This window comes from Ruminococcus flavefaciens MA2007, from assembly GCF_000621845.1.
In the GTDB taxonomy this organism is placed as follows: Bacteria; Bacillota; Clostridia; order Oscillospirales; family Ruminococcaceae; genus Ruminococcus; species Ruminococcus flavefaciens_E.
In genome coordinates, this window is the sequence record NZ_JHXF01000001.1 from 57,955 (window position 1) to 78,384 (window position 20,430).

The window sequence follows — 20,430 nt, forward strand, 5'->3', positions numbered from 1 at the left end:
GATATCCGTCACTATCCATTCATTTTCCTCCAGCGGATAGGCTTTGCCGCAGAACGGGCAGTCCTTTACCTTTCCGTCAATAGAAAAGCCATAGCACTTCCGACCTTACATCAGAAATACTATGGCTTGAATTTCTATATCAGCGAAGCCCTTTTGTCACGCCCTCGCTGTTTATGAACCTGTTCCGCTGTAGTTTTTAGCGCCGTGCATCCATATCTTATAGCTCAGCCAGAAGAACGCTATGCCAATAACAGGGGACAGCCATGAAAGTAACGGCACCTCGTCGGGGCGCAGTATCACAAGGCTCGGGTAGTATGCGATAAATGCTATCGGCATAAGGAATGTGAAGATGAATCTGAATACCGAGCTGAATATTGTTATAGGGTACTTGGCGTAATCCCTGAATCGGTACGCTAAATCAAGGATATAGAATGAGTTGTGTATCCAGAAGCAGGTAGCTGCCGCAGCGTTTTGCAGGGCTATCATGATAAGTGAAGCCGTTATGAGGAAAACTATCATTTTCAGCAGCATAAGAGGCGTAAAGCCCAGTCCCAGCTTTATCCATGAATAGATAAGAGTTACCAGTCCGAATGCAAGCTGTCCCAGACCTTTTATGTCGAATACCTCGGACTGATAGTAGAAGAACATATTGATAGGACGGAAACAGTATTTGATGAAGTCGCCTGTGTAGACATTCTGACGCAGGCTCCAGTTGTTGTCGAAGAAGCACTGCACAGGAGTCAGTGATATCAGCGAAAATCCGTACAGGAACAGCATTTCATAATAGCCCCAGCCCTTTATTGACGGGAAATTCCTGAACAGTATCCAGAAGCTTATAAAGCCTGCCACATTTGTGAATATCATTCCGATAGTCGAGATTATAAAGTCTGCGCGGTAGCTCATTTTGCTTTTCAGGTCCTGAGCAAGTATCCTGCAATATATCTTAGCGTAAAATCGTAAGCCTTTTCTTTTCATAAGTCATCAGCCTCCGTTCACAGTTATCTGTCTCAGTGATACCTTCCAGAAAAGCTTGCTTACTATCATCATTGCAATGCACCATATAAGCTGAGTTCCCAGAGTGGTGAGCACTGTTTCTGCGGTTGGAGCACCGTCCAGCAGGAGAGTTAGCGGTGCATTGTATATTGACTGGAATGGCAGATAGTTCACTACGGTCCTGAGTGTGTCGGGGAAGAAAGCAAGGGGTATCGTAGCTCCCGAAAGCAGAAGCACTATCACCTGCTTCATGATGTTTATGCCCCATATTGACTCGGTGTAGAGACATATGGTACCTACTATGAAGTCGATACTGTAGTTGATAGATACTGCCATGACAACGGAAAGCACGAAATACAGCAGATTTATCCCCATTGGTATAGCTCCGTGAGTAACTAACGCCACGGCTATGAATGTGGGCAGGAACGTGAGGAAGAACTGAGTCACGAACGAGCCTGAATATGACCAGAACAGATACTTTCGGTATTCCATAGGCTTTAAAAGGTCAAGAACTATCTTTCCCGACTGGATATTTCGTCCTATTTCCCATACGGCGTACATCTCCATGAAGTTGAAGAGCGCAGTCGCCAGAACAAGGTATATGAGCGTATCCGTAAAGGTCATGCCGTTTACCACGTCTGTTCCTGCGGATTCATATATTGCGTCCCAGAGGAAATACACTACTATGAGATACAGCAGATTTCCGATGACCATTACCACGAATGACAGTCGGAACTGCAAGGTCTCCATAATGCCTGCACGGGTGAGGGCGAGGTACTTTTTCAGCTTCATTGTACTCCCTCCTCGTATATCTTCTTGATGACCTCCTCTGTGGATATCTCTTCCAGCTGCATATCCCTTATATTGTAGGAGTGCTGGAGCTTTCCGAGAACGTCTATTACCTTTGCCTTTTCCTCGTCAACGAGGACTGATATCCACTCGTCGTCGGCAGATACGGAAAACTCGGGGAGCTCCTTCTGTATGTGCTTTGCCTGCTCCTGCATATCGCCGTCTATGCGGAGCTTCAATGTACGGTATGAACCGAAGAAGCCCTTGAGGTGCTCGATATCGTTGTCATAGAGCATTTTGCCCTTGTCGATGATGACTATTCTCCTGCAAAGCGCGTCAACGTCGCCCATATCGTGAGTTGTCAGGATAACGGTTGTATTCTTTTCCTTGTTCAGCGCATGGATAAGAGTACGTATCTTTGCTTTCATTGAAACGTCGAGACCGATAGTCGGCTCGTCAAGGAAAACTATCTTAGGATCGTGGAGAAAAGCCGCAAGTATATCGCTGAGAGTACGCTGTCCCAGAGACATCTGACGGACAGGCTTGTGGAGCAGAGGCTCTATATCCACAAGTGAGCGGTAAAGCTTCAATATGCTCTCGTATTTCTCGTCGGGTATCTGATAGATGTCCTTCAGGAGCTTGAATGACTCCACCAGCGGCAGAGCCCACCAGAGCTGGGAGCGCTGACCGAATACGACGCCTATTTCCTGAGCGTTTTTGGTTCGGTTCTGATAAGGGACATTACCGCCCACAAGTATCTCGCCCGATGTGGGTTCGAGAACGCCTGTCATCATCTTGATAGTAGTTGACTTTCCTGCACCGTTAGGTCCGAGATAACCCACGATCTCGCCCTGCTCAATAGTCATGGAAATGTTGTCCACGGCTTTGACGGTCTTGTAGTCTCTTGAAAACAGGTCCTTGAGACTGCCCTTTAGTCCTTCGCGGCGATTGAGCACCTTGAATTCCTTGCTTACGTTTTTGATTTCGATTATAGCTGACATAATATCCCTCTCTTTCTTGTTTAAAAAAGTATTTTTCCAGTATATCATATTAAAAAAAACAAGTCAAGATTAAAATATTACTTTTGTTGTTTTGCTATTTATTATACACATAATGTGGAGAACTATGGAAAGTCATACACTCGGCAACGAGCTTACGGAGTCTATGGTCTTGAACAAAAAAGTATCCGTTTCGGCTGCGGCGCTTTTATTGACTTCCCCTGCAAACTTTGATATAATAAGATGATCACACAAAGGAGCTACAGCAATGGGTTACATTTTAGAACTTCGCAGAACACTCGGCAGCAGACCAATTATCATGGCAGGAGCAGGAGTCATACTTCTCAACGACAAAAACGAGATACTTCTCGGCAGACGTACCGACAACGGTTACTGGGACTATCCCGCAGGCTCTATGGAGCTGGGCGAGAGCTTCGAGGAATGCGCCCGCCGTGAAGTCCTTGAGGAAACGGGACTTGCCTGCGGAAAACTGGAATTTCTTATGGATATGTCGGGGGAGGACTCCTACTACGAATATCCAAACGAGGATAAGGTCTATCTGGCAGGGATATTATACATTTGCCGCGATTTCACGGGAGAGATGAAGGTGCAGGAGGAAGAAGCCTATGAACAGAGATTTTTCCCAGTAGACAAGCTCCCCGAGAACACACCGCCTCTGAAAATAAAGGCGAGGATATTTGAAAAGGTAAGAGAGTACATAAAGGCAAGATAAAGAAGAAAGAATAATAGTAGTATCGCCTTTCGGCGATATTATTTTCAATATGTCCGCAAAGCGGACACCATGATTCTTATTTCTTATTTAGTCTCTATTCTTTATTATTTAAAAAGCCGTAAAGAAGTTTTCGCTTCTTTACGGCTTTTTTGATTTGATATTACTTCTGATATTTAGCCTTATCCATTTCGCGGATAGCTGCACGGCGTATCTTGCCGCTGCCTACGGTCTTTGGCAGCTCCTCTACGAACTCGACTACTCTCGGGTACTTGTAAGGCGCAGTACGCTCCTTTACGTAGTCCTTTATCTCTCTTACCAGCTCCTCTGAGCCTGTCTTATCCTTTGTGAGAACGATAGTAGCCTTTACTACCTGACCTCTTATCTCGTCAGGAACACCTGTTACCGCACATTCAAGCACATATGGGAGCTCCATGAGAACGCTCTCTATCTCGAATGGTCCGATACGGTAGCCCGAGGACTTGATAACGTCGTCAACACGTCCGACGTACCAGAAATAGCCGTCCTCGTCGACCCAAGCAGTATCGCCTGTGTGATAGTAGCCGTCGCGCCATGTCTCGGCGGTGTTTTCCTCGTCGCCGTAGTAGCAGAGTGCAAGTCCGGGAACGCCGTAGCCCTTGGCACTGCTGTCCTTGAGCTTTATGCATATCTCGCCTGTGTCGCCCACTGCGGCAGGAGTACCGTCGGGGAGAAGAACCTGTACATCGTACTGAGGATTGGGCTTGCCCATACTTCCCGGCTTAGGCTCCATGCCCACAACGTTTGCGATAGAAAGGGTAGTTTCGGTCTGTCCGAAGCCCTCCATGAGCTTGATTCCTGTTGCCTTGTAGAACTGGTGGAACACCTCGGGGTTGAGGGCTTCACCTGCGATACAAGCGTATTTCAGTGATGAAAGGTCGTACTTGGAGATGTCCTCCTTGATGAAGAAACGGTACATGGTCGGAGGCGCACAGAATGATGTGATATTGTACTTCTTGAACATAGGAAGTATGCTGTCTGCGTGGAAACGGTCAAAGTCGTACACGAATACAGCGGCTTCGCACATCCACTGACCGTAGAGCTTGCCCCAGAGAGCCTTGCCCCAGCCTGTATCGGATATAGTGAAGTGAAGTCCGTTAGGATCGGCGTTCTGCCAGTAACGGGCTGTTACATAGTGACCGAGGGGGTACTGATAGCTGTGGAGTACAAGCTTAGGATTGCCCGATGTACCCGAGCTGAAGAAGATGAGCATAGGATCGGTTCCGCAGGGAGTCTCGTCAGTGCGCTCGAAATGAGTGCTGTATGCAGAGAGCTCCGCATTGAAATCGTGCCAGCCCTCGCGCTGACCGTTTACGATTATCTTTGTTTTTATTGTATTTGTAACTGCGCAAGCCTTGTCTACTTCCTCTGTGATGCTTCCGTCAGCAGAGCAAACGATAGCAGATACGTTTGCGGAATTGAAGCGGTACTCGAAATCGTGCTCCTTGAGCATATTTGAAGCAGGGATAACAAGAGCTCCGATACGGTGGAGAGCGATGATAGAGAACCAGAACTGATAGTGACGCTTGAGGACCAGCATTACGCGGTCGCCCTTTTTGATACCGAGGGACTTGAAGTAATTTGCGGTCTGGCAGGAATACTTCTTGATGTCCTTGAATGTGAAGCGGCGCTCGTTCTTGTTTACGTCAACGTATATCATAGCTGTCTTGTCGGGACATTTTTCAGCCATTGCGTCAACGATATCATATGCAAAGTTGAATTTATCCTGATTTTCAAAGTGAACTGCGCTGAGTATGCCCTCCTCGTTGGTCTCGCACTGTACGAACTTCTCGGCTACAGGGTGGAGGAGACCAGCCTTGTCAACGTTTGTGAGGTGGTGCTCGGCGATGTGCTCCTTGTATTCAGCCATGCCCGTTGTACCGCGCGGAGGCATAACGAATGCGTATATCTCGCAGTCCTCGCCGCCGAGAGCTACCTCGTCGTGGGGCATTGAGCTGTCGTAGTAGATACAGTCTCCCTCATGGAGAATCTCGGTATGAGAGCCGACTGTCATGCGCAGTGTGCCCTTGATAACGATATCCATTTCCTGACCTGCATGGCTTGCCATGTGGAGAGGCTGAGAGAGAGCTTCCTCGGAAAACGGGATAACAACATGGAAAGGCTCTACGGTCTTGTTCTTGAACTTGGAAGCGAGACGGTTGTAGGCAAAGCCCTTTCTGCGGACGATAGGAACGCCCTCGCCCTTTCTTGTAACAGTATAGCCGCTGAGCTCAGGGCTTGTGCCCTCCATGAGGTCTGTTATCTCGACATTGAAGGTATTTGCGCATTTATAGATGAAAGTAAAGCTGAAGTCCTGCTCGCCTGATTCCAGCTTCTTGTATTCCTCAACGGAATAATCGGTCTTAGCAGCCATTTCCTCAACGGAAATGCCGAGGTCTTCACGCAGGTGCGAGATACGCTCTGCTACCTCTTTGATCCTTACTTCTGCATTCTGTAATTTCGTCATCTCGTTCATAATAAGCTCTCCTTTAAAAATAATCAATACTGGAAAATGAAACGGGCATTTAGAAATATTCCGATGTAAGTACCGCAAAAAACAAAAAACTCGTCTCAAAGAAGTTCTTTGAGACGAGCATCATTAACTGAATACCCGCGGTACCACTCAAATTGTGCCGCTATTGCGTAACACCACTTCAGACTCCAGCAAGTCCTATTCATTAACGCAGAATCACGGAAGCGCTTACTGAAGCTTTCAGCACTTCGGCTCAGAAGGGATACACAGCACTGCTTATCACCGACTCGCACCAACCGTCGGCTCTCTGTAGACATTGGCGATACTTTGCTTGTCTTCCTCATAGCTTATGTTTGGATTATATCACACAAAAATGCATTTGTCAAGGGGTTTTTGAAAAATTGCACTGCAATTTTTCAGTCCTTAGTGCTTAGTGATTAGTTATTAGAAAATAGTGAGTAGTAAGTAGAAATATCCGTCCCGAATTTACTTGCTGAGAATATGAGCGGGATTCCTAAGGGACGTGTTCCTTAGGCGGAGTCCAGAGGCAGAGCCTCTGGCAGGTTTGGGCAGAGCCCAAGAACCGAAGGCGCCTCGCAAGGGGTGAATCGAAAAACAATCCAGTGAATTGTTTTTCGAGAGGGGACGCCTTGCAAGAGAAGGCGTCCCCTGACAGGCGGATATAAACGGTTGACACAATGGCGTTACTGCGATATAATTGTTTCATAGGAGAATAAAATGAAAACATTATCTACTGAAACAAGGCGTGTGATGACTCCGCTGGGAGCAATGGATTACACCCTTGAACGCAAAAAAGTGAAAAATATAAATCTTCGGGTAAAGCACGACGGCTCGGTGTACGTTTCTGCGCCGAAGCGCGTTCCCGTCCGTGAAATAGAGGCTTTTATCATCAGCAGGAGCGAGCATATCCGCAGGGCGGCTGTGTACTTCGCAGAGCGCGACGTGAAAAAAGCTCCCCCCAGCTATACCGACGGCGAGGAACTCATGTACCTCGGCGGCAAGCTTAAATTATCGCTTATACCCGACAGCCGCGAGTATGCGGAGCTTTGCGGAGAGGAGCTCCAAATCCACATCAGGGACACGGGCAATACTCAGCGCGTAAAGAAGCTTGCGGACGGCTGGTACGACAAGCAGTGCAAAGAGGTATTCTTTGAAATAGTCCTTGAAACACACAAGAAATTTGTGAAATACGGCGTTGCAATGCCCCAGATAAAGATACGCTCCATGACCTCCCGCTGGGGGAGCTGTCACTACACAAGGGGCATGATAACGCTGAACAGGCGGCTCATCGAAGCTCCGCGGCACTGCATAGAGCACGTAGTCACACATGAGTTCTGCCATTTTATACACCCCGACCACTCAAAGGACTTCTACGCCCTGCTGGGAGCGGAGTTTCCCCAATGGCGTTCAGCCAAGGCTGAGCTTGAAAAAACAGTTATACTGTGAGGTGATACCATGTACGAGGGCTTTCTGCCTACTACTAAAAAAGAAATGGACGAGCTGGGAATAGAGCAGTTCGACTACATATATATTACAGGCGACGCATACGTAGACCACCCCAGCTTCGGAGCGGCTATCGTTACCCGTCTTATCGAGAGCATGGGCTTCACTGTGGGTATCATATCACAGCCCGACTGGCACAGCGACAGGGACTTCCGCCGCTTCGGTGCGCCTAAGTACGCCTTTCTTGTGACCGCAGGAAATATCGACTCCATGGTAGCTCACTACACTGCGGCTAAGAGAAAGCGCTCCGACGACGCATACACCGCAGGAGGCGTGGCAGGCAAGCGCCCTGACCGCGCAGTTATAGTCTACTGCCAGAAGCTCCGCGAATACTTCGGGGATATCCCCATAGCTATAGGCGGTCTGGAGGCTTCGCTCCGCCGCTTTGCACATTACGACTACTGGGACGACGCAGTGCGCCCCTCTGTTCTCGTTGACAGCGGCGCCGACCTGCTGATGTACGGCATGGGCGAGCACCAGATACAGGAGATGTGCACCCGTCTTGCGGCAGGTGAACGCATACAGGATATGCACGATATACGCGGCACCTGCTATCTCACAGAGCCCGTGAACACGCCACTCGGCGCGGCGCAGTGCCCCTCCTTCGAGCAGGTTCGGGACAGCAAGCCCGAGTACGCAAAGGCGGTAAAGATACAGTACGACTGGCAGGACGAGGTCTATGGAAAGACCATAATCCAGCGCCACGGCAAAATGATGCTGGTGCAGCTGCCACCTGCCTACAGCCTTACCACCGAGGAGCTCGACCACATCTACTCCCTGCCCTACACAAGGGCTATCCACCCCTCCTACGAGGCTCTCGGCGGAGTCCCCGGCATCGAGGAGGTGCGCTTTTCTATCACTCATAACCGCGGCTGCTTCGGCTACTGCAATTTCTGCTCTATCGCACTTCATCAGGGCAGACGTATCACCGTCCGCAGTGTGGAGTCGGTGCTTGCCGAAGCTGAACGCATAACGAAAATGCCCGATTTCAAGGGCTATATCCACGACGTAGGCGGTCCTACGGCGGACTTCCGCCGCCCCTCCTGCGACAAGCAGCTCTCAAAGGGACTGTGCATGGGCAAGAAATGCCTTGCTCCCAAGCCCTGTCCTGCACTGAAGGTAGACCACACGGAGTACCTTGATATGCTGCGGAAGATACGCAGGGTAAAGGGCGTCAAGCGAGTGTTTATCCGCTCGGGCATACGCTACGACTACCTCATCGAGGACAAGGACGACGAGTTCATGAAGGAGCTCATAATGCACCATGTCAGCGGTCAGCTGAAAGTCGCTCCCGAGCACTGCTCCGCGGTAGTTCTCGACAAAATGGGTAAGCCCCACATCGAAGCCTACAAGCGTTTCCAGAAGCGCTTCTACGAGATAACCAAGAGCATGGGCAAGGAGCAGTATCTTGTGCCCTACCTCATGTCCTCACACCCCGGAAGCACCCTCAACGAAGCCATAGACCTTGCCCTCTTCCTGAAAGAGAACAAGATACGTCCCGAGCAGGTGCAGGACTTCTATCCGACGCCGGGCACTATTTCCACGGCAATGTTCTACACGGAGCTTGATCCCTACACAATGGAAAAGGTCTACGTGCCGAAAACTCCCAAGGAAAAGGCTATGCAGCGAGCTCTGCTGCAATACTTCCGCCCACAGAACAAGGAGATAGTCCTTGAAGCTCTCAGAGCCGCAGGACGCCGCGACCTCATCGGTACGTCGCCGAAATGCCTTGTGGCGGACGACAGCCGCGGACAGGGCGGTACTCCCCGAAAAGGCGGTGACAACAAGTCGTGGCAAAATACTTCAAAGACACGGAAAGCTTCGTCAAGGCAGCAGGAGAGAAATACAAACTCAGCACGCAGCAGAAACAATACCTCCGCGAGCTGGCAGAAAAACGGAAAAAAGAACGGGCAGAACGGAAAAAGAAAGCACTGAACCTGCTATGGCTGCTGATAACGGCGGCTGTACTGGTATTTATTGGCTGGCGGTATTTCCGAAAGCCGCCCCACACATTTCCCAATGAGGACAAGCTGGTCATGCACTTCATCGACGTGGGGCAGGGCGACTGCACATTTATCGCCGCAAACGGCGTGACTATGCTGGTGGACTGCGGCGAAAACGAGGTCTCGGAGCGCGTCGTGGACTATCTTCGTGAGCTGGGCGTGGGACGTCTCGACTACATCATCGCAACTCACCCGCACTCCGACCATATGGGCGGTATGTACCGTATCATCGACGTTTTCGACGTCGGCGAAGTCCTTGTGCCCCATATCCCCGACGAGCAGATACCGACTGCGGTTTTCTATGAGCGCTTTCTGGACAGCTGTGCTGCGAAGAAAGTCCCCGTTGAAGAAGCAAAGGTGGGACAGGTGCTTGAGATCGGCAGTGCAAGAGCGGAGATAATAGCTCCCGACGGCGGCTTCTATGAGGACTTGAACAACTACTCCATAGCATTCATGCTCATTCACGGCAATAACAAATGCCTGTTCACAGGCGACGCTGAGGCGGAGTCCGAAGCGGCTATGATAAGCGGCGGCAGGCTCGGCAAGGTCGCGCTCTATAAGGCAGGACACCACGGCAGTTCCCATTCCTCAACGGCGGAGCTTTTAGACATTATCCGTCCGCAGACAGCGGTCATTTCCTGCGGAAACGAGAATCCCTACGGACACCCTGCTGACAGCACCGTGAAAAGGCTGAAAAAATACGCGGATATGGTCTGCCGAACAGACGTAAACGGCACTATAACCGCGGAATCCAACGGCGCGGATATGAAGATAACCTGCGAAAGGGAGAAAAAATGACCATTATCGACAGATTTGAGGGAGAATACGCAGTCCTTGAAACGGACAGCGGCATGAAGAACGTTCTCCGTGATATGCTCCCCGAAGAAGCCCGTGAGGGTGACGTGGTGGAGCTGAAAAACGGCGCTTATACCGTAAACAAAAAAGCGGCGGAGAAACGCCGCAGGGAGCTTCGGGAAAAGCTGAAAAAACTACAAAAGGAGAATTGATATGTCCATACGCAGTAAGATATTCAGAAAAATGTGCGAAGAAAGCGACGCCAAGCGCGACGAGGGACTGACAACTCCCCCTGAGATAGAGCGCTTTGACGATATAAAATACGGCTCTGACGAGAACTGGCAGGTGCTGGATGTGTACCGTCCCAAGGCTCTCAGCGGAAAAATCCCCGTTATCGTCAGCTTTCACGGCGGCGGCTGGGTATACGGCGATAAAAAGGTCTACCAGTTTTACTGCATGGAGCTTGCAAAGCACGGCTTCGCAGTGGTGAACTACTCCTACAGACTTGCTCCCGAATACCGCTTCCCTGCGCCCTTTGAGGACACCAACATGGTCTTTGAATGGGTGATGAAGAACGCCGAGCAGTACGGCTTTGACCTTGATAAACTCTTTGCTGTGGGAGACTCCGCAGGAGCAATGGGTATCGCCCTTTATGCCTGCATTTGCACAGATAAGGAGTACGCAAAGATATACCCATTCACAACTCCAGAGGGCTTGAAGTTCAAGGGACTGGCGCTCAACTGCGGTATCTATCAGACCAATGACGCAGGTATCATCAAGTCCATGAAGGACTTCCTCGAGAAGAAGGACTATCCTGCTATCCTTGATAAGTTCAGCGTTGTCGACCTTGTGAACAAGGATTTTCCGCCCTGCTATATAATGACCTCCAACGAGGACTTCCTCCGCGAGGAGCCAAAGGCGCTCATGGAGAGTCTTGATAAATTAGGCGTGAAGTACAGGTACAAGCTTTACGGTGACGAGGAACACCCTCTGGGACACGTATTCCACTGCGATGTGAAGTCTGAATTTGCAAAGCAGGCTAATGATGACGAATGCGATTTCTTCAGGGAATTGATTAAGAGCTAAGAACTAAAATGCAAGGGCGCACAAGGGGAGCCCCCTCTGGCGGAACGTGGCATAAAATTACCGAGCCCATACTTTCAGGCTCGGTAACCCACTTTTTCTGCTAAGGGAAGCTGACTAATGTGCGCCCATGTTTAATAATACGTTAAACAACAAAAGGGGCTGCCAAGTGGAGCCCCCTCTGGCGGATTCGCAGGTTACTAAATATGAGCCGTAAGTTTACGGCTCGGTAGCCCACTTTTTCCGTTAAGGGGAGCAGCCTAAAGGCAGCCCCTATATTTCATTCTTAGAATACCATTTTAGCTTCGAGGTATGCAACGAGGTCGTCGATAGCAACTCTCTCCTGCTGCATTGTGTCACGGTCACGGACTGTTACACAGTTGTCCTTTTCCAGTGTATCGAAGTCGTATGTGATGCAGAACGGAGTACCTATCTCGTCCTGACGGCGGTATCTCTTACCGATAGTACCTGCCTCGTCGAAGTCTACCATGAACTTCTTGGAGAGCATATCGTATACTTCCTCAGCCTTAGGTGTGAGTTTCTTGACGAGCGGAAGTACAGCACACTTGAAAGGAGCAAGTGCAGGGTGGAAGTGCATAACTGTTCTTGTCTCTCTCTTCTCCTTGCCGTCCTTGTCTGTTGATACCATTTCCTCCTCGTCGTAAGCCTCTGTAACAACTGAGAGGAAGAGTCTCTCTACGCCGAGAGAAGGCTCGATAACGTATGGGATATACTTCTCGTTTGTCTCGGGATCGAAGTATTCAAGTGACTTGCCGCTGGTATTGATGTGCTGTGTGAGGTCGTAGTCTGTTCTGTCAGCAACGCCCCAGAGCTCGCCCCAGCCGAATGGGAAGAGGTACTCGAAGTCTGTTGTAGCCTTTGAATAGAAGCAGAGCTCCTCCTTGTCATGGTCGCGGAGACGGATATTCTCCTCCTTGAGACCGAGTGAAAGCAGGAAGTTCTTGCAGTAGCTTCTCCAGTAGTCGAACCACTCAAGGTCAGTGCCCGGCTTGCAGAAGAACTCAAGCTCCATCTGCTCGAATTCACGTACACGGAAGATGAAGTTACCGGGAGTTATCTCGTTACGGAAGGACTTACCTACCTGAGCAACGCCGAAAGGAACCTTTTTACGTGTGGTTCTCTGGATATTTGCGAAGTTTACGAAGATACCCTGTGCAGTCTCGGGACGGAGATAAAGCTCGGACTTGCTGTCCTCTGTAACGCCCTGGAATGTCTTGAACATAAGGTTGAACTGACGGATATCAGTGAAATTCTGTTTGCCGCAGTTAGGGCAGCAGATGCCTTTTTCCTTGATGTAGTTCATCATCTGCTCGTTGGACCAGCCTGCAACGTTTGTGCCGTCGAAGTCCTCGATGAGGTTGTCTGCACGGTGACGAGTCTTGCACTCCTTACAGTCCATGAGAGGATCTGAGAAGCCGCCGATGTGTCCCGAAGCGACCCATGTCTGTGGGTTCATGAGGATAGCGGAGTCAAGACCTACGTTGTACTTGTTCTCCTGAACGAACTTTTTGAGCCATGCCTTCTTGATGTTGTTTTTGAGCTCAACGCCCAGCGGACCGTAGTCCCATGTATTAGCAAGACCGCCGTAGATCTCGGAGCCCGGATATACGAAGCCCTTTGACTTACAAAGGTCAACTATCTTGTCCATTACTTTTTCATTGTTTTTAAGCATAATAAGCAACCTCGCTTTTATTTTTTAATAGTCACATTATATTGTAACTCAAACGTAAAAAAAAGTCAAGTATTTTGTAATGAGCAGGCACGTTAACGGCGTTTAAGCGAAACTGCACAGGAAATAACGTTGATTTAAACCGAAACGACCTGAAAAGCTTGGCTTTCCCCGCCTGCGGCGGGGAAAGCCAAATAAAAGCGTATACTACCCTAAAATTGAGGAAAAAAGCAGCGAAGTTTACTTCGCTGCTTTTATTTCCGTTATTCAAAGCATACTCTGTTCCTGCCCTCGGATTTAGCGGTATACATAGCATGGTCGGCGGCATGACCATAGCGGTCGTTGACGGTTTTAAAGTGGTCGATATCGAGGATAAGCAGTCCCACAGGGGAATTATCCTTATCGAGGAGCTCTATGGCATTTCGCAGCTCGGTCTCGATACGTCCGTGATTGAATACCGATGTCAGCGTATCTGTAGAAGCAAGCTCCTCAGTCATAGAGGAGCTTTTTTATGCTCAAAATTCAACACTCTGTTGAATGCAACGTTAAAAATACCAAATTGACGGGTTGAAATGCGCCAAAAAATGTGATATAATATCAGTATAACTGATGTTACATCATTACTGATTTTCACGGCGGCGCAAGCAGAAGCTCCGCTGAAAAAATAAACATACAGGAGAACATTAATGAATATTGAGATAGCAAGAATAAATCAGGGAATAGAAAAAGATCCGAAAGACTATGTAAGGGCAGTCAACGAGGACTACCTCTACAAGCTCACACAGATAGCCAACGATATCGCCGAAAACCATACCGAAAAGCCTGTAATACTCCTCTCGGGACCTTCGGGCTCGGGCAAGACCACTACGGCGATGATGATAGAAAAGCTCCTTGACGACATGGGGCACGAAACTCACACCCTTTCCATGGACAACTGGTTCTGTCCGCTGACAGAAGCCGAAAAGGCTCTGGCGGCAGAGGGCAAAATGGATCTGGAGTCGCCTCTCCGCGTGGACAGTCAGCTCCTCAATCAGCAGATAGAGGCTATAAGCGCCTGCCGCGAGATAGAGCTGCCGAAATACGACTTCAAGACCTCTACCCGTACAGGCTCGGGCAGAAAATTCAAGAGAAATAAGGGCGAAATAGTTATTTTCGAGGGCATACACGCCCTGAATCCTGCTGTTATCACCGTTCCCGACAGCATGATAAGCAAGATATACGTCAGCGTCCGCACCAGAATATCGGGCGAGAACATACTTCTTCACCCCTCAAGGGTAAGACTTATGCGCCGCATGATACGCGACAGGAACTTCCGCAAGCGCTCTCTCCGAGAGACCATGAATATGTTCCACAGCGTTGAAGCAGGCGAGAACAAGTACATAATGCCCTACAAGTACCGCTCGGACTACGACGTGGATACATTCATGTCCTACGAGCTTTCGGCATACCGCAACGACCTCCTCGGACAGCTGGGGGAGCTTTCCGACGTTCCCGAGGTAAGGGAGTGCATAGCCGTGCTGGAGCAGCTCACTCCGCTTGACAAGGCGGATATAACTCCCGATTCGCTCATATGCGAATTTATAGGCAACGGACAATTCAAATACTGATGATCGGGACGGATAGTCCCATATAGAATAGGAGACAGAATAATATGGAATATCTCGAAAACCGAGAGCTTTCTTGGATAAAATTCAATAAAAGAGTCCTCGAAGAAGCCGTCGATCCCGATACGCCCCTTCTTGAAAGACTTTCATTTTCCGCAATATATCAGAGCAATCTGGACGAATTTTTCATGGTCCGTGTAGGCTCTATAACAGAAAAAGCTAAGAAAAAAAATACTAAGCCCGACAAATTCTCGGGTATGACTCCCGACCAGCAGCTTGACGCTATTTTCACGGCAGTCCGCAGACTACAGCCCTCCGTTGAGGGTGCTTTCCTCACTACCATGAGCGAGCTGGCAGAATTCGGCTATGAGCACGTTTCCTTTGACAAAATGACAAAGGAAGAGCTTGCACAGCTTGAGCTGTACTTCAAGCGCGAGCTGAAGCCCTTTATCTCGGGCATAGTCATAAATGACGCCCTGCCTTTCCCATTCCTCCAGAACAAGGAGATATACGCAGTAGTACAGCTTGGCTCGAAAAAGGGCATATCCATAGGTCTGATACCTGCCACCATAAACCGCTCCGAGCGCATAATCCCGCTGGAAGAGAACGGCAAGCGCTTTATCCTCGCAGAGGAAGTTATCCTGCACTTTGCCCACCAGATGTTCAAGAATTACAAGGTCATAGACCGCACCCTCATAAGAGTTACCCGAAGCGCCGCTATTACGGCTTCGGGAACAGGTCCCGAGTTCCGCAGACGCATGGAGGAGCTGGTCGATAAGCGCCAGAAGCTCCAGCCTATGCGCCTTGAAATGACGGGAGTTTTCAGCCGCGACGCACTGGATTACCTCTGCAAGAAGCTGAAAATAAAGAACGCCCGTGTATTCACATCGAGGATACCTCTTGACCTGTCGTACCTGTTCACATTGCAGGAATACGACGATAATCCCAAGCTCCACTATACCCTCCGCACTCCGCGGAAGCCTGCGGCTCTCTCGGATACGCGCCCTGTGTTCTCGCAGGTCAAGTCAAGGGATATACTGCTGAGCTACCCCTTTGAGTCCATAAATCAGTCGTTTATCAGGCTCTTGCAGGAGTCCGCAAACGATCCCAAGGTGACCTCAATAAAGATAACTCTCTACCGTCTTGCACGAAACAGCAAGGTCATAGACGCACTGTGCACCGCCGCTGAAAACGGCAAGGACGTACTCGTTATGATAGAGCTCCGCGCCCGATTTGACGAGGAAAACAACATAGAATGGTCAAAGCATTTGCAGGAGGCAGGCGTAAATGTCATTTACGGTCCCAAGGAGTACAAGGCTCACTCAAAGCTCCTGCTCATCACACGCAAGGCACAGGGCGGAAGCTTCGACTACGTGACACAGATAGGCACGGGCAACTATAACGAAAAGACAGCCGCACTCTACACCGACTTGATGCTGCTGACCTCCGACAGGGATATCGCTGCCGACGCTGAGGCAGTATTCGAGGCTCTGCAAAACGGTACATTCGTTGAAAAGACCAACAAGCTCCTTGTGTCGCCCCTTGCTCTCAGACCACAGGTGCTGGCTATGATGGACGAACAGATAGCTATTGCCAAAAGCGGCGGAAATGGCTATATCGCCGCAAAGATAAACTCCCTCAACGACTCCGCCATTATCGCAAAGCTGGTCGAGGCTTCGCAGGCAGGCGTCAAGGTGGAGCTCATAGTCCGCGGACTTTGCTGCCTTATCGCAGGAGTTCAGGACTATACCGAGAATATCACCGTCCGCAGCGTAGTGGGACGTTTCCTTGAGCACAGTCGTATATTCATATTCGGCGAGAACGGTCCCGACCAGAAAATTTACATCGGCTCAGCCGACTATATGAGCAGGAATACCATTCGCAGAGTCGAGGTAGCGGCTCCTGTTGAGGACGAGCGCCTGAAAAAGCGTATCCGCGAGATGTTCAGCGTTATCATGCGCGACAACACCAAGGCAAGGATAATGCTCAGCGACGGCACTTATATCCGCGAGCGCAGAAACTCCGATATACCCTTCAATTCGCAGGAATACTTCTATGAAGAGGCATACAAAGCCCTTGAAAACAAGAGCACCCGTCAGGAACAGCTCCGTAAGAACCGCGAAAAGGGCGCTGAAAAGAAAGCTGCGGCTAAGAAGGCTCCTGCAAAGAGAACAGCGGCAAAAACCACAGCGGCAAAGACCTCGGGAAGAAAAAAGACGGCAAAGCCTGCTCCCGAAAAGGCTGAAACGGCTCCTAAGAAGCGCGGCAGACCGAAAAAGGCGTAATGACCGCATTTTGCGTAAAATTCACAAAAAATCCATATTTTACTTGCAGCATTTGAAAGAAAATACTTGAAAAGATAGGTTTTTTGTGTTATAATAATCTTTGTCCTTGAATTAGCGGACATGATTAAGCTGTCTGAGGTTTTGATAAATGATTGGATACTATAACTATACGGTTATTCTTACATATATGAGCCTCGTCTCCTCCGTTATCGGTATGCTCTTCGCAGTCGGCTACGGCGGCACGAGACCTCACCCCGAATACGCCATAATATGCCTTATGGTGTCGGGACTGTGTGATATGTTCGACGGTAAGGTCGCCCGTACAAAAAAAGACCGTACCGAAAGCGAAAAGAAATTCGGAATACAGATAGATTCCCTTTGCGACGCTATCTGCTTCGGAGTTCTTCCTGCGGTCATAGGCTACTCCGTAGGCATGAAGGACTGGTGCGACCTGCCTATCCTCGTGCTCTTTCCGCTGTGCGCCGTCATAAGACTTGCGTACTTCAATGTAGCCGAGGAGGAGCGTCAGAAAAAGACCTCCGAGAACCGCAAGGTCTATGAAGGTCTGCCCGTTACCAGCGTTGCGCTGATAATACCGCTGCTTTACAGCTTCCATAAGGATATCGGCGGCGACTGGTTCCCCGAGATATACGGCGGAGCTCTGCTGCTCATCGCGCTGGCTTTCATAACACGCTTCAAGGTGAAAAAGCCAAGCATGAAGACCATGCTGTGCTTCATCGGAGTAGGCGTTATCGAGCTCATATGGATGCTCTACAAGACAAAAACAAGGTAAAAACACAGGCTGCCGCGCACTGCGGCAGCCTTTTTCGCAAAAAAGGACTTTACAACAGTTAAAATTTAATGTATAATACATATAATCAAGTCAACAGCAGATGACCTGCTGTAAGAAAGGACAGCATATATGAAAAAGCAGTTTTTCTGCATATGCGCTGCGGCGGTGCTGACCGTCTGCGGAGCTTCCTGCGGCAGCCGACCTGCTCCCAAGGACGGGATAAAGGTTTCCGTTGAGACCGTGAACAATGTCCCGCTGAAAGACGTCAAAGCCAATACCATTGGCAAATGGGAGACCGCAAGAGAATACCTCAGCGGCAGAGAGCGCGACAAGACCGATATGACCTATAACTGCTATGACCTTGCTGCCGACGGCAGCGGCGTCTGGTGGAATGCCGACGGCAATAAACAGCAGGTAAGCTGGGAGGTCACCTCCGACGGCGGCGTAAGGATACTTTACGAGGAAATGGGCGAGTTCACCGAATATTACGACTTTATGGGCTGCGACCTTGTTACAAAGAAGCAGACCGACGAGGGAACTCTCGATATTTACCTTGCAAAGGTGAATAAATTCTCCGGTAAAGGAGCTGAAACATGAGAAAGATAATAGCTTTTACTCTTTCAGCCATAGCTCTTCTCTGCTGCCTTGCAGGCTGCGGTGCAAAGCGCGATCCCAAGTATTACGGCAAATGGGAGGCGGACTACATGACCATTGACGGCAAGAAGTATGAGGAGATCATGCTCCCTGTAGGTGCGCTTTTCCGCTTTGAGCTGACAGACAGCGGAAAGGTGACATGGAGCTCCGCGGTAAACAATGCCATTATCCAGAATGCCAATGAGGACAAGGACATGATATGGAAAGGCATCGACGATAACAGGATAGAAATAAGAGTCACCGACCTAAACGGCAAAGAGGAAACTCAGACTATGGAGCTTGCATACGTTGACGAAGCTCTTGTCATTGATATGGACAGCACTCAGGTGCACCTCGTCAAGGTGGACGAATTCAGTGAGATAGATCCTTACCTGATAAACAGCGCCGCAAGCGCGATACAGAACTTCGGCATCACACAGTAAAAAGGAGATATTATGAAAAAGATAATTTGTTTTTGCTTATCAGCCTTCCTGCTTACAGGTACCTTCTGCGGCTGTTCCGACAAAAAGCCCAAAACCTCAGCTGATGACAGCTCCGCAGAAATAGTAACGGTACAGCCCGATACAAATAACGAGCCCGTAGACAACGAGGGAAAGCCGTTCATCGGCAAATGGGAGTCCTACAAGGCTCTGGTAATGGACGTTGAATACGAGACCGAGTACGCAGGCTATCCCCTCAGCGCAGTTGCAAAATTAGAGGTGAACGAGGACAAGACCGCAACTATGATAGTTGCTCTCAACCCCCACGGCAAGGAGAATACCTTTAATTTCTCATGGAATATCACCAATATCGACGGCGAGGACGTGCTTCATCTGGCAAGCCCCACGGATTTTTACGACTGCACCATAAAACAGGGACAGATGCTCATGAGATACGGCGATTACGACGACGGAACTATCATCTATCTCATGAAAACAAGTAAATTCACCGAAATAGAGCGTCCTACAGAGCCCGGACTTGACAAGGCGGATTTCAGCGGCTTCATGGGCAGATGGGAAGCCGAGGAAGTGAACTCAGACGGTACCGTCTATACCGATAAGCTGGGCGAATACCCGATAAATGCGGCATTCAGGCTCGAGGTTTTCGAGGACAATAATGCGGCAATGTCCATAATCGGCGAGAATTCGTCCTATGAATGGGAGCCCGACAAAAAAGACCAGCTCTATATGTGGCGTGATTACGAGGGCTTCACCATGAAGCTCAACGACGGAAAGCTCTGCCTTGACAATGAAAACGGACTTAAAATAAAGCTCAAGAAAGTCGACAAATTCTCGGAATATGACTTCAATGTAACTCCCGAGGATATCCCCGAGGAGGACATTATCCTCAATCCCGAGGAAGAGCCGACCACATGATAAAGCATTTTCGGCTCTGATATGCGCCGAATTTCAGACATATTCCCTTTAATTACAGAATGAACGTAAACGAACTTACTGCACTTCTCATTATCGGGCTTATAATAGCCTTTTGCATATGGCTTTACAGGAGGCTCCGCAAGCCCGATATCACCAAATTATATAACGCAAAGACCGTACTCACAGACCGTGAGTACGAGTTTTATAAGAAGCTGAAGCCCCTCGCCGACGAGTACGGGCTGAATATCTTCACAAAGGTGCGGCTTGCCGACCTTATCGAACCAAAGCCAAAAGCCGAGAACCCATTCTGGATGGAGTGCTTCAACAAGATAAAGGCTAAGCATATCGACTTTGCACTTGCCGACGAGGACACCTCCATAGTTGCGCTTATCGAGCTGGACGACAGCTCCCACGCACGTCCCGACCGCGTGGAGCGCGATGACTTCGTAAATGCGGTGCTGGCAAATACGGGATATACCCTGCTCCGCACATACGGTGAGCTGGACGTTATCGAGGAATACCTTCGGTAATTTAGAACTAAGCGCTAAGAACTAAGATTGTAGGGGCTGATGCCTACATCAGCCCGATAAAATCAATCATAGATCACGGAGCGATGTGGGTG

At 49.4% G+C, this 20,430-nt stretch carries 19 protein-coding genes and 1 other annotated feature; of the genes, 13 read left to right on the top strand and 6 right to left on the bottom strand.

Annotated features, from left to right (window positions below):
* Positions 1 to 171 precede the first annotated feature (171 nt).
* Genes T497_RS0100375 through T497_RS0100385 form a run of 3 tightly spaced genes read right to left on the bottom strand, consistent with a single transcriptional unit; the run spans position 172 to position 2,783 of the window.
* Positions 172 to 975: an ABC transporter permease gene (locus T497_RS0100375; protein WP_028513905.1), complete on the bottom strand. Its 804-nt coding sequence runs from the start codon at positions 973 to 975 to the stop codon at positions 172 to 174.
* A 6-nt stretch (positions 976 to 981) separates the two neighbouring features.
* Positions 982 to 1,785, bottom strand: a complete 804-nt coding sequence (locus T497_RS0100380; protein WP_028513906.1) for an ABC transporter permease — start codon at positions 1,783 to 1,785, stop codon at positions 982 to 984.
* The gene (locus tag T497_RS0100385; protein ID WP_028513907.1) at positions 1,782 to 2,783 is read right to left on the bottom strand and encodes an ABC transporter ATP-binding protein; all 1,002 of its coding nucleotides are present in this window, start codon (positions 2,781 to 2,783) and stop codon (positions 1,782 to 1,784) included. Before T497_RS0100385 ends, T497_RS0100380 begins: the two co-directional genes overlap by 4 nt.
* Before the next feature lie 265 nt (positions 2,784 to 3,048).
* Between T497_RS0100385 and T497_RS0100395 the strand changes: the two genes are divergently transcribed.
* Entirely contained in the window at positions 3,049 to 3,513 is a 465-nt protein-coding gene (locus T497_RS0100395; protein WP_028513908.1) for an NUDIX hydrolase, read from the top strand.
* A 160-nt stretch (positions 3,514 to 3,673) separates the two neighbouring features.
* Here T497_RS0100395 and T497_RS0100400 read toward each other — a convergent pair whose 3' ends face one another.
* Complete coding sequence (locus tag T497_RS0100400) at positions 3,674 to 6,016, bottom strand: AMP-binding protein (protein ID WP_155266830.1); 2,343 nt, start codon at positions 6,014 to 6,016, stop codon at positions 3,674 to 3,676.
* A gap of 115 nt (positions 6,017 to 6,131) precedes the next feature.
* Positions 6,132 to 6,375 (bottom strand) — a binding site (T-box leader).
* A 385-nt stretch (positions 6,376 to 6,760) separates the two neighbouring features.
* On the opposite strand from T497_RS0100400, the gene T497_RS0100405 reads away from it, so the two are divergent.
* From T497_RS0100405 to T497_RS0100425, 5 genes are all read left to right on the top strand, one after another.
* Positions 6,761 to 7,489 (top strand): M48 family metallopeptidase, encoded by a 729-nt coding sequence (locus tag T497_RS0100405; protein ID WP_028513910.1) that lies wholly within the window; start codon positions 6,761 to 6,763, stop codon positions 7,487 to 7,489.
* A 9-nt stretch (positions 7,490 to 7,498) separates the two neighbouring features.
* Entirely contained in the window at positions 7,499 to 9,481 is a 1,983-nt protein-coding gene (locus T497_RS15330; protein WP_080693249.1) for a YgiQ family radical SAM protein, read from the top strand.
* A 101-nt stretch (positions 9,482 to 9,582) separates the two neighbouring features.
* Positions 9,583 to 10,347, top strand: coding sequence for a ComEC/Rec2 family competence protein (locus T497_RS18705; protein WP_051530392.1), 765 nt, complete (start codon positions 9,583 to 9,585; stop codon positions 10,345 to 10,347).
* Complete coding sequence (locus T497_RS0100420) at positions 10,344 to 10,556, top strand: DUF3006 domain-containing protein (RefSeq protein ID WP_028513911.1); 213 nt, start codon at positions 10,344 to 10,346, stop codon at positions 10,554 to 10,556. Before T497_RS18705 ends, T497_RS0100420 begins: the two co-directional genes overlap by 4 nt.
* A 1-nt stretch (position 10,557) precedes the next feature.
* The gene (locus tag T497_RS0100425) at positions 10,558 to 11,430 is read left to right on the top strand and encodes an alpha/beta hydrolase (protein ID WP_028513912.1); all 873 of its coding nucleotides are present in this window, start codon (positions 10,558 to 10,560) and stop codon (positions 11,428 to 11,430) included.
* A 283-nt stretch (positions 11,431 to 11,713) separates the two neighbouring features.
* Here the strand turns inward: T497_RS0100425 and T497_RS0100430 are convergent, their stop codons facing one another.
* Both T497_RS0100430 and T497_RS0100440 read right to left on the bottom strand, forming a co-directional pair.
* On the bottom strand, positions 11,714 to 13,120 hold the full coding sequence (locus tag T497_RS0100430; RefSeq protein ID WP_028513913.1) for a glycine--tRNA ligase: 1,407 nt from the start codon (positions 13,118 to 13,120) through the stop codon (positions 11,714 to 11,716).
* A 260-nt stretch (positions 13,121 to 13,380) separates the two neighbouring features.
* On the bottom strand, positions 13,381 to 13,614 hold the full coding sequence (locus T497_RS0100440) for a GGDEF domain-containing protein (RefSeq protein WP_028513915.1): 234 nt from the start codon (positions 13,612 to 13,614) through the stop codon (positions 13,381 to 13,383).
* Positions 13,615 to 13,803: 189 nt separating this feature from the next.
* On the opposite strand from T497_RS0100440, the gene T497_RS0100445 reads away from it, so the two are divergent.
* The 7 genes from T497_RS0100445 (at position 13,804) to T497_RS17190 (ending at position 20,338) form a co-directional block, all read left to right on the top strand.
* Positions 13,804 to 14,724, top strand: a complete 921-nt coding sequence (locus T497_RS0100445; protein WP_028513916.1) for a uridine kinase family protein — start codon at positions 13,804 to 13,806, stop codon at positions 14,722 to 14,724.
* 44 nt (positions 14,725 to 14,768) lie between these two features.
* The gene (gene ppk1 / locus T497_RS15340; protein WP_080693250.1) at positions 14,769 to 17,006 is read left to right on the top strand and encodes a polyphosphate kinase 1; all 2,238 of its coding nucleotides are present in this window, start codon (positions 14,769 to 14,771) and stop codon (positions 17,004 to 17,006) included.
* A 148-nt stretch (positions 17,007 to 17,154) separates the two neighbouring features.
* Positions 17,155 to 17,799 carry a CDP-alcohol phosphatidyltransferase family protein gene (locus T497_RS0100455; RefSeq protein ID WP_028513917.1) on the top strand — a complete coding sequence of 215 codons (645 nt, stop codon included), beginning with the start codon at positions 17,155 to 17,157 and terminating at the stop codon, positions 17,797 to 17,799.
* A 129-nt stretch (positions 17,800 to 17,928) separates the two neighbouring features.
* Positions 17,929 to 18,396 carry a hypothetical protein gene (locus tag T497_RS0100460; protein WP_028513918.1) on the top strand — a complete coding sequence of 156 codons (468 nt, stop codon included), beginning with the start codon at positions 17,929 to 17,931 and terminating at the stop codon, positions 18,394 to 18,396.
* Positions 18,393 to 18,875, top strand: a complete 483-nt coding sequence (locus T497_RS0100465; RefSeq protein WP_028513919.1) for a hypothetical protein — start codon at positions 18,393 to 18,395, stop codon at positions 18,873 to 18,875. The genes T497_RS0100460 and T497_RS0100465 overlap by 4 nt, the downstream gene beginning before the upstream one ends.
* 12 nt (positions 18,876 to 18,887) lie before the next feature.
* Positions 18,888 to 19,808 (top strand): hypothetical protein, encoded by a 921-nt coding sequence (locus T497_RS0100470; protein WP_028513920.1) that lies wholly within the window; start codon positions 18,888 to 18,890, stop codon positions 19,806 to 19,808.
* A 59-nt stretch (positions 19,809 to 19,867) separates the two neighbouring features.
* A complete protein-coding gene (locus T497_RS17190) occupies positions 19,868 to 20,338 on the top strand; it encodes a DUF2726 domain-containing protein (protein ID WP_051530394.1) in 471 nt (156 codons plus the stop codon).
* Positions 20,339 to 20,430: the final 92 nt, after the last annotated feature.